This window comes from Flindersiella endophytica (genome assembly GCF_054779015.1).
In genome coordinates this window covers 89,654-102,940 of sequence record NZ_BAAGYY010000027.1, presented here as the reverse complement: position 1 = coordinate 102,940, position 13,287 = coordinate 89,654, and the positions used below count along the sequence as shown (strand labels likewise).

The 13,287-nt window shown below is 68.9% G+C and carries 17 protein-coding genes and 1 pseudogene; 9 read left to right on the top strand and 9 right to left on the bottom strand.

Translation table 11 applies throughout. The features are described from left to right. Positions 1–31: 31 nt before the first annotated feature. Positions 32–355, top strand: coding sequence for a hypothetical protein (locus tag ACYVF6_RS32745; RefSeq protein ID WP_460526800.1), 324 nt, complete (start codon positions 32–34; stop codon positions 353–355). Positions 356–470: 115 nt separating this feature from the next. Here ACYVF6_RS32745 and ACYVF6_RS32740 read toward each other — a convergent pair whose 3' ends face one another. From ACYVF6_RS32740 to ACYVF6_RS32730, 3 genes and pseudogenes are all read right to left on the bottom strand, one after another. Further along, positions 471–722: a hypothetical protein gene (locus ACYVF6_RS32740; protein ID WP_460526798.1), complete on the bottom strand. Its 252-nt coding sequence runs from the start codon at positions 720–722 to the stop codon at positions 471–473. 34 nt (positions 723–756) lie between these two features. Continuing rightward, positions 757–1,146, bottom strand: coding sequence for a RidA family protein (locus ACYVF6_RS32735; RefSeq protein ID WP_460526796.1), 390 nt, complete (start codon positions 1,144–1,146; stop codon positions 757–759). Between the two features lie 179 nt (positions 1,147–1,325). Next, positions 1,326–1,451, bottom strand: a pseudogene (locus ACYVF6_RS32730) (hypothetical protein); the annotation flags it as partial. A 363-nt stretch (positions 1,452–1,814) separates the two neighbouring features. Here ACYVF6_RS32730 and ACYVF6_RS32725 point away from each other — a divergent pair. Continuing rightward, positions 1,815–3,134: a hypothetical protein gene (locus ACYVF6_RS32725; protein ID WP_460526794.1), complete on the top strand. Its 1,320-nt coding sequence runs from the start codon at positions 1,815–1,817 to the stop codon at positions 3,132–3,134. Here the strand turns inward: ACYVF6_RS32725 and ACYVF6_RS32720 are convergent. After that, complete coding sequence (locus tag ACYVF6_RS32720) at positions 3,131–3,709, bottom strand: hypothetical protein (protein ID WP_460526792.1); 579 nt, start codon at positions 3,707–3,709, stop codon at positions 3,131–3,133. The two genes, ACYVF6_RS32725 and ACYVF6_RS32720, sit on opposite strands and share 4 nt — an antisense overlap. A gap of 174 nt (positions 3,710–3,883) precedes the next feature. On the opposite strand from ACYVF6_RS32720, the gene ACYVF6_RS32715 reads away from it, so the two are divergent. Beyond that, positions 3,884–4,324, top strand: coding sequence for a helix-turn-helix transcriptional regulator (locus tag ACYVF6_RS32715; RefSeq protein ID WP_460526790.1), 441 nt, complete (start codon positions 3,884–3,886; stop codon positions 4,322–4,324). 125 nt (positions 4,325–4,449) lie between these two features. Here the strand turns inward: ACYVF6_RS32715 and ACYVF6_RS32710 are convergent, their stop codons facing one another. Continuing rightward, positions 4,450–5,634 carry an MFS transporter gene (locus tag ACYVF6_RS32710; RefSeq protein WP_460526788.1) on the bottom strand — a complete coding sequence of 395 codons (1,185 nt, stop codon included), beginning with the start codon at positions 5,632–5,634 and terminating at the stop codon, positions 4,450–4,452. A 69-nt stretch (positions 5,635–5,703) separates the two neighbouring features. Between ACYVF6_RS32710 and ACYVF6_RS32705 the strand changes: the two genes are divergently transcribed. Continuing rightward, positions 5,704–6,288 (top strand): CGNR zinc finger domain-containing protein, encoded by a 585-nt coding sequence (locus tag ACYVF6_RS32705; RefSeq protein WP_460526786.1) that lies wholly within the window; start codon positions 5,704–5,706, stop codon positions 6,286–6,288. A gap of 142 nt (positions 6,289–6,430) precedes the next feature. Then, the gene (locus tag ACYVF6_RS32700; protein ID WP_460526784.1) at positions 6,431–7,072 is read left to right on the top strand and encodes a fibronectin type III domain-containing protein; all 642 of its coding nucleotides are present in this window, start codon (positions 6,431–6,433) and stop codon (positions 7,070–7,072) included. Between the two features lie 158 nt (positions 7,073–7,230). Here ACYVF6_RS32700 and ACYVF6_RS32695 read toward each other — a convergent pair whose 3' ends face one another. Then, positions 7,231–7,380 (bottom strand): hypothetical protein, encoded by a 150-nt coding sequence (locus tag ACYVF6_RS32695; RefSeq protein ID WP_460526782.1) that lies wholly within the window; start codon positions 7,378–7,380, stop codon positions 7,231–7,233. Between the two features lie 213 nt (positions 7,381–7,593). Between ACYVF6_RS32695 and ACYVF6_RS32690 the strand changes: the two genes are divergently transcribed. Together ACYVF6_RS32690 and ACYVF6_RS32685 are read left to right on the top strand one after the other, a co-directional pair. Then, complete coding sequence (locus tag ACYVF6_RS32690; RefSeq protein ID WP_460526780.1) at positions 7,594–8,037, top strand: VOC family protein; 444 nt, start codon at positions 7,594–7,596, stop codon at positions 8,035–8,037. Between the two features lie 40 nt (positions 8,038–8,077). Further along, entirely contained in the window at positions 8,078–8,578 is a 501-nt protein-coding gene (locus tag ACYVF6_RS32685; RefSeq protein ID WP_460526778.1) for a pyridoxamine 5'-phosphate oxidase family protein, read from the top strand. A gap of 12 nt (positions 8,579–8,590) precedes the next feature. On the opposite strand, the gene ACYVF6_RS32680 is transcribed toward ACYVF6_RS32685, so the two are convergent. Further along, on the bottom strand, positions 8,591–9,370 hold the full coding sequence (locus ACYVF6_RS32680) for a hypothetical protein (RefSeq protein ID WP_460526776.1): 780 nt from the start codon (positions 9,368–9,370) through the stop codon (positions 8,591–8,593). Positions 9,371–9,401: 31 nt separating this feature from the next. Next, a complete protein-coding gene (locus ACYVF6_RS32675) occupies positions 9,402–10,922 on the bottom strand; it encodes a hypothetical protein (protein ID WP_460526774.1) in 1,521 nt (506 codons plus the stop codon). A gap of 63 nt (positions 10,923–10,985) precedes the next feature. On the opposite strand from ACYVF6_RS32675, the gene ACYVF6_RS32670 reads away from it, so the two are divergent. Next, positions 10,986–11,690, top strand: a complete 705-nt coding sequence (locus ACYVF6_RS32670) for a TetR/AcrR family transcriptional regulator (protein ID WP_460526772.1) — start codon at positions 10,986–10,988, stop codon at positions 11,688–11,690. An 8-nt stretch (positions 11,691–11,698) separates the two neighbouring features. Here ACYVF6_RS32670 and ACYVF6_RS32665 read toward each other — a convergent pair whose 3' ends face one another. Continuing rightward, positions 11,699–12,553: an LLM class flavin-dependent oxidoreductase gene (locus ACYVF6_RS32665; RefSeq protein WP_460526770.1), complete on the bottom strand. Its 855-nt coding sequence runs from the start codon at positions 12,551–12,553 to the stop codon at positions 11,699–11,701. Positions 12,554–12,767: 214 nt separating this feature from the next. On the opposite strand from ACYVF6_RS32665, the gene ACYVF6_RS32660 reads away from it, so the two are divergent. Further along, positions 12,768–13,283 carry a DoxX family membrane protein gene (locus ACYVF6_RS32660; protein ID WP_460526768.1) on the top strand — a complete coding sequence of 172 codons (516 nt, stop codon included), beginning with the start codon at positions 12,768–12,770 and terminating at the stop codon, positions 13,281–13,283. The last annotated feature ends 4 nt before the right edge of the window (positions 13,284–13,287 follow it).

Sequence of the window (13,287 nt, the reverse complement as noted above, 5' to 3'; positions counted from 1 at the left end):
GGTCATCGAAGGGCTCTGCCATCATGACCGCATGGACGTGACTCTCGATCGGGAAACCGGGGATGGCGACGAAGCGCAGGTGGTCGTGAAGCTGCAGACGCCGGATTGGGAGCTCAATATCCATGCGGCGGCAGAAGCCGTCGCGGAACTCGGGGCGATCCGCGAGACCAACTGGGCGGCCAGGCGTTGTCTCCACATCGGCTACTCCGCCGGCGCACCTGTGCACTGGGCGGCGGAGGGCGAGACAGCGACCATCCTGGTAGGGATGGACGATGAGAGTTGGGACTTCGCTGTCTTGGTCCCGACCGCGATCGTGGATCAAATCGTCGCAGACGTAGCAGCCAGACGCTGGTGAGCTGCACGCCAGGCGGCAGGGCCCGTCACCAGACCAAGGCACGCCAAGCACGAGGCGCCGCCCGGACCAGAATCGGACGGCGTCTCACCCTGCTCACTTGTCAACGGGCTCCAGATCAGCTGTAAGCCTCGTTCTGGTCTTGGACGCGCTGTTGGTCGTCGGACAGGATCTGGCCGTCGACAGCTACCAGGTCGAGGGAGTGCTCGTGGAGAAACGTGATGAACCACGGCAGCTGATAGGCCTCGGCCACCGCCGCGCTGATCTTCTTCAGCATCGTGCGCTTGACGTCGGTCGGGACACCCTCAGGAACGTGTGCGATGAACGCGGGCCGGGCCGGTTCGGAGCCGAGAAGTCCGTCCTGGCTCACGCTGTCCTGGACGTTCGTGGGTTGGCGCCTTTGGCTAGTCCATTGCGGTCGCTTCGATCGCGACGAGCAGCTCGGGCCCGGCGAGTTGGGACACGCCGAGCACGGTGGTGGCGAAGCGCTGGCCTCCGAATCGCGCCGTCACCAGGGGAAAGTTCTGAAGTAGGGCGTTGACGTCGGTGGCGTAGAAGTTGAGCCGGACAACGTTGGCGAGGGTCATGTCGGCGTCAGCGAGGACGGTTTCGAGGTTGTCGATCGCGCGCTCGAGCTGGGCGGCCAGGTCGCCCGGATGCTGAGGGTCGCCGTTGGCGTCGACAGCGTCTTGTGCACTGCAGATGAGTTCTCTGCGATGCCCCTGGACGAGCTGCGCTTGGTCGAAGCCGAGCTGAACCGAGAACGGCCACGGGTTGATAGCTGTGCGTTCCATTACTGGTCCTCTCCATGAGATGGCTTGTACCTTCTCGTCGGCGAAGCCCGGGTCGAACAGAGAGCGCCGTCCGGGTCGACGTCGACCGTGAGGCAGCTGTCCGGGGTGTCTTTTGCTGAGCCGGCTGGTTTGAAGGGCCCCTTATAGACAGCCGAGGACGGGATTTCTCATCGGTCCGCTCACGCTGGAGGTCGAATGAGGCGTGTTCGCCACGCGTCGATGTCGACGTCGGCGAGGTCGGTGTCGTCCAGCAGGATCCGGCCGGAGGCGGGTCGGCACCTGCCGGTGAGGAGTCTGACCAGGGTCGTCTTCCCCGCGCATGTCCGATGACACCCATAGTTCTCAGGTCGACCACGTGCTCAGCTGGTGCTTCGGCATGGTCCGGACGAACGAGCACGGCGGAGTTTTCGCCTGTTGGTACAACAGCGGCGAAACCCTTCTCTCCCTGCCCGAAGCAGCCTAAGGTTGAGGGGTGGGCTCTTGTGCCAGATCTGGGCACGAGCCCCGGGGAGGGCGCTGTGCATGATCGGATCCGGCCGAGGCGGCCTGAGCGGGTGGGGTCGACGACTCCAGATCCACGACCGACTCCGCTGCCCCATGACGCGATACTCCGCCTGCAGCGCACCGTTGGAAACGCCGCGGTCGCCCTCACCGTTCAGCGGATTCCGGTGAACAAGCATGACATGAAGGTGCTGAAGAAGGTGCCGGACAAGAAACAGCGCAAGGAGATCAAGAAGAGGCTCGAAGCGCTGCCGAGCACGAGCGAACGGCTGTGGCGCAACCTGACCGACTGGTTCGGTCCCACCGATCAGAACCTCGATCTCCAGCTCGCCTACCTCGCCAACCTCTACTCGTTGCTGTTGAAGGGCGCTTCCCTGGAAGAGATCGGTGAGGAACGTAAGGCCTATGCGTCCGCTTTCACCATGGGCGGTACGACAGGACAGGGAAAGCAGGAGTCGAAGGGCAAGGAACCAGAGAAGGAGAAGGAGGTCGAAGATCGGCGGAGCGAGAAGCCGAGAGGACGGCCGGTGTTCGGGCCCGGGTTCTCCGTCGAGCCGAGCCAGCTGACCTCCGCCCGGACCACCCTGCAGCGGCCGGCGTCCTTCTCCGACTTCCCGGCCAACGACCAGCCATTCCTTCTCACTGTCTTCGATGCGTACAACAAGGGAAGGATCGCTGACTGGGGGACGCTCTACGAGCAGTACTACAAGCGCTCCGAGACCAAGGCCGCGCTGAACAACCCGCCGTCGCCAGACGACTATGTCAGGCTGATCCGGACGGCCGACAACCTCGGCGGTGGGCCGCTGCCCCGGGCCGGAGCGGTGCGCGCACAGATGAACAAGGCGACCCAGCCGGGATCGCCCCGCACACCGGGGGAGGTGGAGAGTGCCGCCTTGATCTCTCACCCGGACGGCTATCCGATCGCCGAACCCACTCAGGGCTCCATCGGCTGCCGGGTCTACCTCAACGTCCTGCCCCGGTGCGCCCCGTTGGTGTACGGCGAGGTCCGCCAACTGCCGGAGGTGACCTGGGCCAAGCTCGGAAGCCACGAGTCCGCCACCACCGTTCGAGACACGATCGTCCTCTACACCGAGGACAAGCCGTCGGCGATGCAACTGTGCGGTCGGTTGCTCGCCTTCCAGCAGCAGCCGGTCGGCGGCGGCCAGGGCGCGACCAAGGCGAGCTTCTTCGTCGACGAGATCGTGCACTTCACACAACCGATTCCGGGTCTCCCCGGCGTCGGCGTCGGCGAGGACCTGTCCCCGACCAGGTTGACCAAGGCCTACGGCGCAGACCTGAACCTCTCGTTCTCCCAGCTCCGTACGATGCTCGTGTTCAAGGCTCTGACCAAGTCCGGAAACGACCAGAGGCGCTTCGAGGCGGAGCTGGTGAGGAACTTCCAGGCAGCCGAGATCAGTCCGGCGCAGCCCTGGCAGGAAGGTAACCCCGACAAGCTGATCGCGGTGCTGAAGGACCTTCTGGGTTAACGCAGCTCCAGACCGAGGTCCAGCGCCGGGCGGAGAGGCCGCCCGACGCTTCGAGGCGGGTTCCTACCCAGGCGCTGTCGGTGAACGTCCCATGCCTCCTGAGGCGGTCGCAAGATCGTATTGACGCTCGGGTGGGGCAAGGCCCCGCGGCTGGGCAGTTCGCGATCGTTTTCGCCGTTGCCGAACGCGCACTCCCAGACATACCCTGCCCAATCGACCGTCCGATCGGGATCGAGGCCGGCTTGGCGTTCAATCACCTCGATCAGGTTCTCGACCAGGCGCAGTGTCAATGGGGAACGCGACATCGGCTCGCCTGAGACAAAATCCACGACATGGTACGCAGTGCCGTCGACGGTCTCGCCGGCCGCGAGCCATCGCGGCGTCGGATAGCCGGCGGCCCGGATCCTGTCGATGAGCTGCGGCAGATGCCCAATTCGGTGCGCCACGTCGGTGTTGAGCTTCAGAACTGCACGCCGGTCACCGCTGTCAGACAACAGCCAAGCTCCTCCGAACCCGTCCTGGCACCGCTCGCGAAGAACAAACCGAACGCCGTGCGCTTGGTTGATCTCATTCACAAGCTCTTGCGTGGCGTGCCGTGCTCGACCGGATCGCCGACCGGCTGGCCGGCGCGCTCACACCGGCTGGCCGCGGCCACCCGTGGCCGGAGCTCCTGCCGCGATCCTGGAGTGATCGCAAACCGGCTCCCTACCGCTGGACAGCGGGGCGGTTGGCGGGGCACCCTGTCAGCTGTGAGCAGTAAAACCGATCCGCGCCTGCGTGAGCTTCGCCTGCTGCGGAAGGTCCGCGACCGGATCGATCGGGAGTACGCGCAGCCGCTGGATGTGGAGGCGCTGGCCCGTGGTGTCCATCTGTCGGCGGGGCATTTGAGCCGGGAGTTCAAGGCGGCCTACGGCGAGTCGCCGTACAGCTATCTGATGACGCGGCGGATCGAGCGGGCCAAGACCTTGTTGCTGCGGGGTGACCTGTCGGTCACCGATGTCTGTTTCGCGGTCGGCTGTTCTTCGCTGGGTACGTTCAGCACGCGGTTCTCCGAGCTGGTCGGGATGTCGCCGAGCACCTACCGTCGGGTGGCGCAGGGCGAGACCGAAGGCATCCCCGCCTGCGTCGCCAAGCAGGTCACCCGGCCGATCCGGCAGCAAGCGCCCTCGCCCGTCCGCGCCTCGCGCTGAGACCCGCACGCTTGGCATACGACCGGCGCCCTGGGTAGACCCGGCCGCTCGACGTGGAGACGCAGGCTCGCGATGTCCACCTGTCCGCCCGGCCAAGGCCCTGCTGCTGCCCCGCGACCTGTCGGTCACCCGGCCGATCCGGCGGCAAGCGCCCGCGCCCGCCCGCGGCCGGCCGCGTACGCCAGCATCGGGTGAGCGACTGCCAGCACAAGACAGGTCGCCGCGAGCGTGCACCACAACCAGGCCGGTCCCGCGGACTGCAGCAATCGCGTGCCCGCGACCGGCGCCGCGACGGCGGCGATGCCCCAGCAGGTGCCGTACGCCGCGAGGTAGCGGCCGGTCGCCGCGGGCGGAGCGAGGTCGGCGACCAGCGCGAACGCCCGGCCCATCAGCAGCAGGTCGCCGGCGCTCCAGCACACCGTCCAGATCGCGAACGCCGGAACGCTCGTCGCCGTCGCGTATCCGGCGAGCCCGGCCGCCAGCAGCAGGTACGAGACGACCAGCGCGGCCGGGGTGGCCAACTCGTTCACCGCTCGCAGCCGGAGCAGCGGCTGGCCGGCGATGATCGTGAGCGCCGAGACCGTACCCAGCAGGCCGGCGTCGGCGGGTTCCAGGCCACGGCTTGCCATCGCCAGCGGCAGGCAGGTGATCGCCGCCATGTAGACCAGCGCGGCCAGCGTTCCGGCGACCCAGAGGCCGATCAGACCGCGGTCCCGCCACGGACTCGCATCGCCGGCTGCACCCGCGGCTTCGCCTGGCGGCCGACGCCTGTCCGCGGGCAGGGCGAGCCGGATCATCAGCGCGCAGGCCAGGCACGTCACCGCGTCGGCGACGAACAGCCAGCGCAGGTCCCATCGGCCGAGGCCGGCGGCCAGCAGCCCCGCGCCCATGCCGGCACCGGCGAGCGCGGCGTTGAGCAGGCTGTACGCGCGTACCCGCAGGTCCGACCCCGCCACGTCGGCGATGATCGCCTGGCTCGGCGGCTCGTACAGCTCGAACGCCAGCCCGAGCAGCACCGCGAACCCGGCGACCGCCGGGAGCGTGGTCGACCAGGCGATGCCGAGCTGGGCGACCGCGCACGCCACCAACCCGAGCTCGATCGTGCGCCGCTGCCCGAGCCGGTCGGCGAGCCAGCCGCCGGCGAGCCTGGACGGGATGGTCGCCAGCCCGAACCCGGCCGAGACCAGCCCGGCCGTCGCGGCACTGACGCCGAAGTCCGTACTGATCAGCATGGTGAGGAACGCCAGCGAGAACGCGCCGAGCCGGTTGATCGCGCGGGCGGCGACCAGCAGCCAGATCACCCGGGGCATGGCGCGAAAACCTCCGTCACTGCCTAATCGGATATGGTCAGTTACGGCGTAACCATATGACGATTGGAAGTGACTGGTCAAGTGATGTTCGACAGTCACGTGGCGACGCTGCTGGAGGTCGCGGTCGCGCTCGTCAACGGCCTGACCGACGGCACGCGGCACGGCCGCCCGTTCACGGCACCGCGCGACGACGAGCTCGGCGCGGCGGTCACCGATCTGCTGCCGTCGGCCGAAGCTGTGCCGGCGGACCAGGCCGCGTACCTGGCGGAGACGGCAAGCCGCATGCGCGCCGTCTTCCAGGCCGCCGCCGACGGCTCGTTCGACACGGCGGCCGCCGACCTCAACGCCCTGCTACGTAAGACCGGCGCGCGTCCACAGCTCGACCGGATCGGCGGCGACCCGTGGCAGATCCACTTCCACGGCTACGAGGACACCTACGCCGTCGGCTGGAGCGCGGGCTGTGCCACCGCGCTCGCGCTGGCGATCGGCAGCCCGCTGGCCGGGCGCCTCGGCGTCTGCGCCGCCGGCCAGTGCGACCGCGTCTACGTCGACACCTCGCGCAACGCCACCCGCCAGTTCTGCTCGACCGCCTGCCAGAACCGCGTGAAGGCCGCGGCGTTCCGCGCCCGCCAGGCCTCCGGCCGCGACGCCTGACCGCTCAGGTCGTTGTCTCGACGCGTCCGCTTGCGGTCACGCGCAGATCCGTTGTGGCCGCCCTTCCGTAGTACCTGGTGAAGGCTCAACCACCACACGACCACGGCGGGGCGCGGCGTACCCGCCGAGGAGGGTAATCGTCTTGCTGAACCGTCGAGGATTCTTCGTCACGACCGGCGCCGCGCTCCTGGCCGGCGCAGCGGCGCTGGGCACCGCCCCGGCCGCCCTGGCGAACGTCGACCCGTCGAAGCCGCCACTGGACGTACGCGTCGCGCGTGTCTCGGGCAACACCGTCACGCTGGCCTGGACGCCGCCGGCCAACAACAACTTCTGGTGGATCTACATCTACGACAACGACGCGAAGGAGTTCATCACCGACGCCGGGAAGTCCGAGGCCACGCTGCAGCGCCTGCGCTCGGGGACGACCCATACCTTCACCGCGATCTACGGTGAGTTCACCGACGACCCGAAGAACTCCGGGCCGAACTTCCTGGAGTCAGCGCCGAGCGCACCCGTCGAGGTCACCCTGCCACCAAGCACCGACACCACCGCACCCACGACACCGGGCCGCGTCCGGCGGGAGGCCACGGGAGACGGCACGGTGTTCCTCACCACCTGGGACCCCTCGACCGACGACGTGACACCGCAGGCCGAGATCCAGTACGACATCGTCAACTGGACCGGCTTCACCGAGTTCTACGGCGGCACGTCCGGCACCACCGACTGGGGCGCCTCCAGCGTCCGCGCGGTGGACGAGGCCGGCAACCGCTCCGCCACCGGCTGACCCTCGACCGCCCAGACACCCGCCGGCCGCCGGGCCAGATCCTCCCCGGCGGCCGGCCTGCGGGGAGATGTGGCGCCCACGTTCGAGGCGTGGGCGTCTGTGGCCGGTGACCCCGCCGACAGCTGGACACCGCGGGCCAGCGCCTCCACATCCAGCGGCTACGTCGCCGCTTTCAGCCGGGACAGGGCGAGGGAGACTGCGGCGAGCACGAGCCCCGCGCCGAGCGCGACGGGATCCAGCCACGGAACGCTCAGAACGTAGCCCAGCAAGGCGATCACCGTCGTCGCGGCGAGTCTCTCCACGCCCACGGCCGGCGCACCGAGGCGGCCGCCCACTGGCTGGGCGTCCTCGCCGAGCTCCGAGACCTTGCCCCTGATGCCGCGGTGGCTCTGCTGACCGCGCGCCGCGATGAGTTGACGGCTGGAAAATACGTTCTGGCCCGGTGTCGAGAACGCGGCGCCGGCTCCGTCCTTGGTACATCAGCGGCCACACCGGCCGCGCGGTGAAGAAGGAGATCCACCATGGCGATCAAGCGGATGGAAAACGTGGGCATCGTCTTCGACGACCTCGATGCGGCAGTCGCGTTCTTCCTCGAACTCGGTATGGAGTTGGAGGGCAGAGCGCAGGTCGAGGGCAGCTGGGCGGACCGCTGCGTCGGGCTCGACGGCGTCCGCTGCGATATCGCGATGTTGCGGACGCCGGACGGCCACAGCCGGCTCGAGCTGGCGAAATACCGCAGTCCAGCGGTCATCGGGACCGGCCGGGAGAACCCTCCGCACAACACGGTGGGCATGCATCGCGTGATGTTCGCCGTCGACGACATCGATGACGTCGTTGCCCGCCTGCGGAGCAAGCACGGCGCCGAACTCGTCGGCGAGGTGGTGCGGTTCGAGGACAGCGTCCGGCTCTGTTACGTCCGCGGCCCGGAAGGGATCTTCGTCGGGCTGGCCGAACAGATCAGCTGACCGCCCGTCGCGACCTACCAGGAAAGAAGGAGAGACGACCATGCAGCAGGAAGAAGTCACCGAGGTTCTGAACCGGCCGATCAGTCAGGAACTGCTGGCGCGCGACCTGACCCGGCTGGCCTACGTCGCCAAGGACGGCACGCCCCGCAACGTCCCGATCGGGTTCGCCTGGAACGGCGCGGAGATCGTGATGTGCACGGCGAAGAACGCGCCGAAGCTCCGGGCCCTGGACGCCAACCCGATGGTGGCCCTGACGATCGACACCGAAGTGCACCCGCCCAAGATCCTGCTCATCCGGGGGCGGGCCGAGCTGGACTACGTCGACGGCATCCCGGACGAGTACCTCGAGGCGAACACCACCTACCAGATGACGCCCGAGCAACGGGTCGAGTGGGAGGCGGGGGTGCGTTCGCTCTACAGCGACGGCATGGTGCGGATCGTCGTTACTCCGACCTGGGCGAAGCTGATCGACTTCGAGACCACGCTGCCGAGCGCGGTCGAGGAGCTGGTCAGACAGCAGGAGGAACGTCGGAACGCTTGAGCGGCCGAGGTCTCAGGTGGGGCGGCTGTGGAAGAGCAGCGGGTGCAGCAGCGCGGCCAGGTCGCGGTGGTCGCGGACGGGACGGGCGAACGCCACGCGAACCCAGCGCCGGTCCGGCGGCGAGGACTCCGGCGCACCGGTGGCGGCGGTGAAGCCGTACCGGTCGACGCGGACGGTACGTGGAGCTGCCACGCACGCCAGCCCGGCCGCGCTCAGGGCACAGCGCAGGTAGCTCTCGATCTGGGCGGTGTGGTGGTCGGACAGGTCGAGCAGCAGGTCGCGCTCGATGGCGTGGAGCGGGTCCGCCGGCGCGGTGCGATACGCGTCCAGGTCGAGGTCGTGGATCGGACGGTGGAGTCCGGCGTCGTGCACGAGCCAGTCCGACGGTTCGAGCTGGACGCGCTCCACCTCCAGCCGGCCGATCGTCGCGCCGTGACCGACGTCGAGCAGGTCGTTGGCCGGGTTGGCGTCTGCGAACTCCAGCTTGGCCGCGGCCACCTCGGCCTCGCTCAGCCGCCGCAGCCGGCCCGCGATCCGCACCGCTCCGAGCGAGGGCGCGCCATCGACCGGCGGAACGTCCTGGACGTACAGCAGCGCCGTCGGCCCGGGCGCGCCGGGCAAGGGGAGCGCGGCTGCCAGTGGCGAGCCGTCCTTGGCCAGCACCAGCGGCCGCCCGGACGAGTCGCCGGCATGCTGGACGTCCTTCAGGCGGGTGCCGAGCGCGATCCGCAGTGAGCCACGCAGCGGACCCCGAGCGAGCGTACGAGCCACTTCGGCGGCGGACGGTCTCATAGCCACCTCCCTTGGTAAGGGTAGCCTAACTTCACCCCGCACGCGACCCCACCAGTGGCTGTCCCGCCACTGTCCCTGGCTCGACGAAGACCGGCGTGTCCGTGACGTCGAACGTGATCCGCCCGTCGCCCACCTCGACCGGGTGAGGGTCGCCGAACGCGTCGACCGCGCCACCCTGCCCCCGACCACCACCCCACTGCGGCGCCGGCCAGGGCAGGGCGATCCGGACCGCGGGCTGGTGCTCACCCTCCAGTGCGTCACGGTGGTCCCAGGCGACGAACAGCGGCGGGCGCCCTGAACGCTCGACCTGGAACGCGTAGATCGTCCCGCCGGCAGCGACCGGTGTCACCCGCCGCACGCCCTCGAGCAACCCGGCCAGCAACGCGAACGTGTCCGCCGCCGGATGCCGAACGCTCAGCTCCTTCCCGTCGTACGCGAGCAACGGCAGCTTGCCGAACATCAGGTGCATCATCATCAGGTGGTCGACCGGCCCGGGCACCTCGTTCGCGAGGTTCCAGTACGCCAGCCGGCGTACTCCCGACGACAGTGCGAGCAGCGTGCGCGCGACCAGCTGCCGGCAGTTGATCCGGTGCCGCGCGGCCTCCAGCTCCGGCGGGCAGCCGGTCATGAACATCCGCACCTTCGGCGGCAGCGAGTCCATCCGGTCGTACAGCGCCCGCAGCGCCCGGCGCTCCGGCGTCTCCTGTTTCGCCTGCTCCGCAAGGGAATCCGTGCTCTGGGCCACCGGCGGGGGCGCGGCGAACGCCTCCATCATCACCGCCCGCATCGCTGCCTCGGCCTCTGGGAACTCGAACGGTACTGGCCCGCCGTGCTCGCCGGCGACGATCGGCTTGAGGTAGCCGTGCGCGCGCATCAGCTTCCGCGCGGTCTCCACGAACTCCGGCACACGCACCGGATCGCCGTACAGATGAACGGAGAAGACGTCGAACGCAGCACGCCCCATGTCGGTGAGGTGCTCGAAGAACCGGCGCTCCGGGCTGCCGGCGGCCGAGCTCAGCACGTCGTACCCACAGCCGCCGAGCACGACCAACGCCTCCGAAGACAGGGAGGACGCCGCGGCCTTGACCGCCCCGTGGAACGTCCGCAGCTGGCTGAGGTACTCCTCCGCGGTCCCCGCGAACAGCAGGTCGTTGCTCGGTTCGTTGTCGCACTGCCAGTAGCGCACCCGGCCACCGCAGTGCCGCACCAGCCGCTCGACGAACTCGCCGTACGCCCGCTGGTCCTTCGCCGGCGACGGCGGCAGGAAGTCGGTCGGCTGCCGGGTCGCCCATCGCGAGCTGGAGCAGACCGTCACCCAGAGCTCGACGTCCTCGGCGCCTTCGAGCTGGGCGAGCAGCGCGTCGACCGCCTCCCAGTCGTAGCGCCCGGGCGACGGCTCGACCTGGCTCCAGAAGACGTACGCGCGGATCAGCCCGGCGCCGAGCGAGCGAGCCTGCGGCACGAACTCGTCGGGCCGGCCGAACAGGCCGTACGAGATGCCGCGCACGACGCCCAGCCGGACGTCGGAAAAGTCCTGTGGATCTGCGGACACGAGAAACCAGCCTCCAGAAAGTTTATATAGTAAACCGGAAGTGTAGCTGATAAACTTCGATCCATGCCCGAGCCGTTGAGCGTGATCTGGAACCAACCACCGCCGCCCAGGCGGCAGCGCTCGCTCGGCCGCGAGGAGATCGTGGCCGCGGCGATCGACCTCGCCGACGAGCAGGGCGTGCGGAGCTTGACGATGAAGACGCTGGCGGCCCGGCTCGGCTCCTACTCGCCGATGGCGCTCTATCGCTACGTCTACAGCAAGGAGGGCCTGATCGACCTGATGCTCGACGCGGCCGTCGCGGAGGTTTCGCTGCCCGAGCGGCCGAGTGGCGACTGGCGCACCGACCTGTGGACGCTCGCGATCCGGACGCGGCAGATGACGCAGCGCCACCCTTGGTACGCCCAGTTGGTGCACAGCCGCCCGCCCGCCGGCCCGAGCGGCATGCTGCGTACGGAGTTCGTGCTCACCGTGCTGCTGGAGCAAGGCGTATCGACCGCGCTGGCGATGACCTACGCCGCGTTGCTCGACCGGTACATCGTCGGCAGTGGACTGCAGGAGGCCGAGGAAGCGAGGTTCGAGCGCGCGCAAGGCCTGACTGACGCCGGCAGCCTGTTCGCCGCGATCGGCGCCGTCCGCGACCTCGCCGCCGCCGACGGCCAGGTGCCTCACCTGACCGAGTGGTTGTCCAATCCGTCCGGGCCGACCGCCGAGGAACAGTTCGAGCTCGGCCTGACGTTCCTGCTCGACGGCATCTCGGCCCGGATCTGAGGCGGATCCTAGGCGCCCCCTGGTCGGCCGTTCTTCAGCAGCGCGACCACCGGTGCGAGCTCGTCGAGGAAGCCCGAGTTGATCGTGACGTAGGAGATGCCGAGCTCCGCTCGCCAGCGCAGCAACGTCTCCGCGCCCTGCTCGGGCGAACCGGGCAGCACGGTGACCGGCTTGGCCGCGAGCAGGTCGGCCATGCTCACGCCGGTGAAGCGTTCCAGCCACGGTGCCGGCTTGTCTCCGGCAGCGAGGAGGTTGAGCGCGAGCTCGATCTCGGCGAGTCGTTCACCCGCGGCCGCCCGCAGCCTCGCGATCGTCGACTTCGCCTTGCTCTCGCTGGATGTCGGACCCCACGCCAGCGTCACGATGTCCGCCTCCCGGGCGGCCAGCGCGAGCATCTTCGGCCCGGCGGCGGCCAGCAACAGCGGGGGACGTACGGGCCGGCCCTTCAGATACGCCACGGTGTCCGCGAGTCGCCGGATTCGTTCCTCGGTGGTGCCGTAGTCGACGCCACTGAGGGTGTACGCCTGCTCGCCCGCATCCGGCCGTCCGGTGCCGAGGCCGAGCTCGAACCTGCCGCCGGAGAGTGTCTGCAGCGTTTCGGCCTGCCAGGCAAGCATCCTGCGGTCACGGAAGGCGTCGACGGCGACGAACGTGCCCACGTGGAGGCTCGTCGTCACCGCCGCCGCTGCCGACAACATGGTGATCGGGTCGAGGCCGTGCTGCGGATCCGGTGAGACGAGCGCGTCGTAGCCGAGGTCCTCCGCCTTCCGGGCGAGCTCGGTCCAGCCCTTCACATCGGCAGCCCCGCCGACGACTCCGAACCGGAACGGGCGAGTCTGCTTCTGTCCTGTCTGCTCTGTCATGCCACGACTCTGCCGGTCAAGCAGGGTCCGCGGCATCGCACCGCCGGCGCATCCCGCCTTACTCCCGCTGGCGTACACACCACGCCGAACGGCCTCCAACACGCCGGCCAGGGTGCAGTCGAAGTGGCGCCGCTCGGCCGACGCGCGCGCTGCCGTTCCCGGCGAGGCTGAGTCCAGTCAACGTGAACCACCCCTACGGACTGGAGCTGAAACGATGTCCACCTCGACCGACTACAAGCCTCGACAGCAAGACCTGCCCGCCATGCCGGCAGGGTTCGACCGCGCACTTGGGTGGGCGGCAGACCTGCTTGCCCGGTACAGCGTTGATGTCCTGCGGATCAGCCTCGGCATTGTGTTCTTCGCCTTCGGTGTCCTGAAGTTCTTCCCGGGCGTGAGTCCCGCGCAGGACTTGGTGATCCGTACGATCGAGAAGCTGACGTTCGGCGTCCTGTCGGGCGAGACCGCCTTGCTGGTAACGGCGATCACCGAGTGCTTCATCGGCGTGACGTTCGTCAGCGGCAAGCTGCTGCGTACCGGCCTGGTCGTGCTGGGCGGCGCGCTGGTCGGAATCATGTCGCCGCTGGTGCTGTTCCCCGGCGACCTGTTCCCTGGCGGAGTCCCCACGCTGGAAGCGCAGTACGTCTTCAAGGACATCGTGCTGGCGGCCGCCGGCCTGGTGGTCGCCGCGAAAGCGCTGGGGGTACGAATGGTCCAGCGCCGGCCCGCCTGACGTG

Bases quoted from the DNA above. Each gene is read 5' to 3' on its own strand.
- ACYVF6_RS32680 (WP_460526776.1), bottom strand. From the start codon at position 9,370: ATGAGACCGTCCGCCGCCGAAGTGGCTCGTACGCTCGCTCGGGGTCCG.
- ACYVF6_RS32660 (WP_460526768.1), top strand. From the start codon at position 12,768: ATGTCCACCTCGACCGACTACAAGCCTCGACAGCAAGACCTGCCCGCC.
- ACYVF6_RS32670 (WP_460526772.1), top strand. From the start codon at position 10,986: ATGCCCGAGCCGTTGAGCGTGATCTGGAACCAACCACCGCCGCCCAGG.
- ACYVF6_RS32685 (WP_460526778.1), top strand. From the start codon at position 8,078: ATGCAGCAGGAAGAAGTCACCGAGGTTCTGAACCGGCCGATCAGTCAG.
- ACYVF6_RS32665 (WP_460526770.1), bottom strand. From the start codon at position 12,553: ATGACAGAGCAGACAGGACAGAAGCAGACTCGCCCGTTCCGGTTCGGA.
- ACYVF6_RS32710 (WP_460526788.1), bottom strand. From the start codon at position 5,634: ATGCCCCGGGTGATCTGGCTGCTGGTCGCCGCCCGCGCGATCAACCGG.
- ACYVF6_RS32735 (WP_460526796.1), bottom strand. From the start codon at position 1,146: ATGGAACGCACAGCTATCAACCCGTGGCCGTTCTCGGTTCAGCTCGGC.
- ACYVF6_RS32745 (WP_460526800.1), top strand. From the start codon at position 32: ATGGACGTGACTCTCGATCGGGAAACCGGGGATGGCGACGAAGCGCAG.
- ACYVF6_RS32690 (WP_460526780.1), top strand. From the start codon at position 7,594: ATGGCGATCAAGCGGATGGAAAACGTGGGCATCGTCTTCGACGACCTC.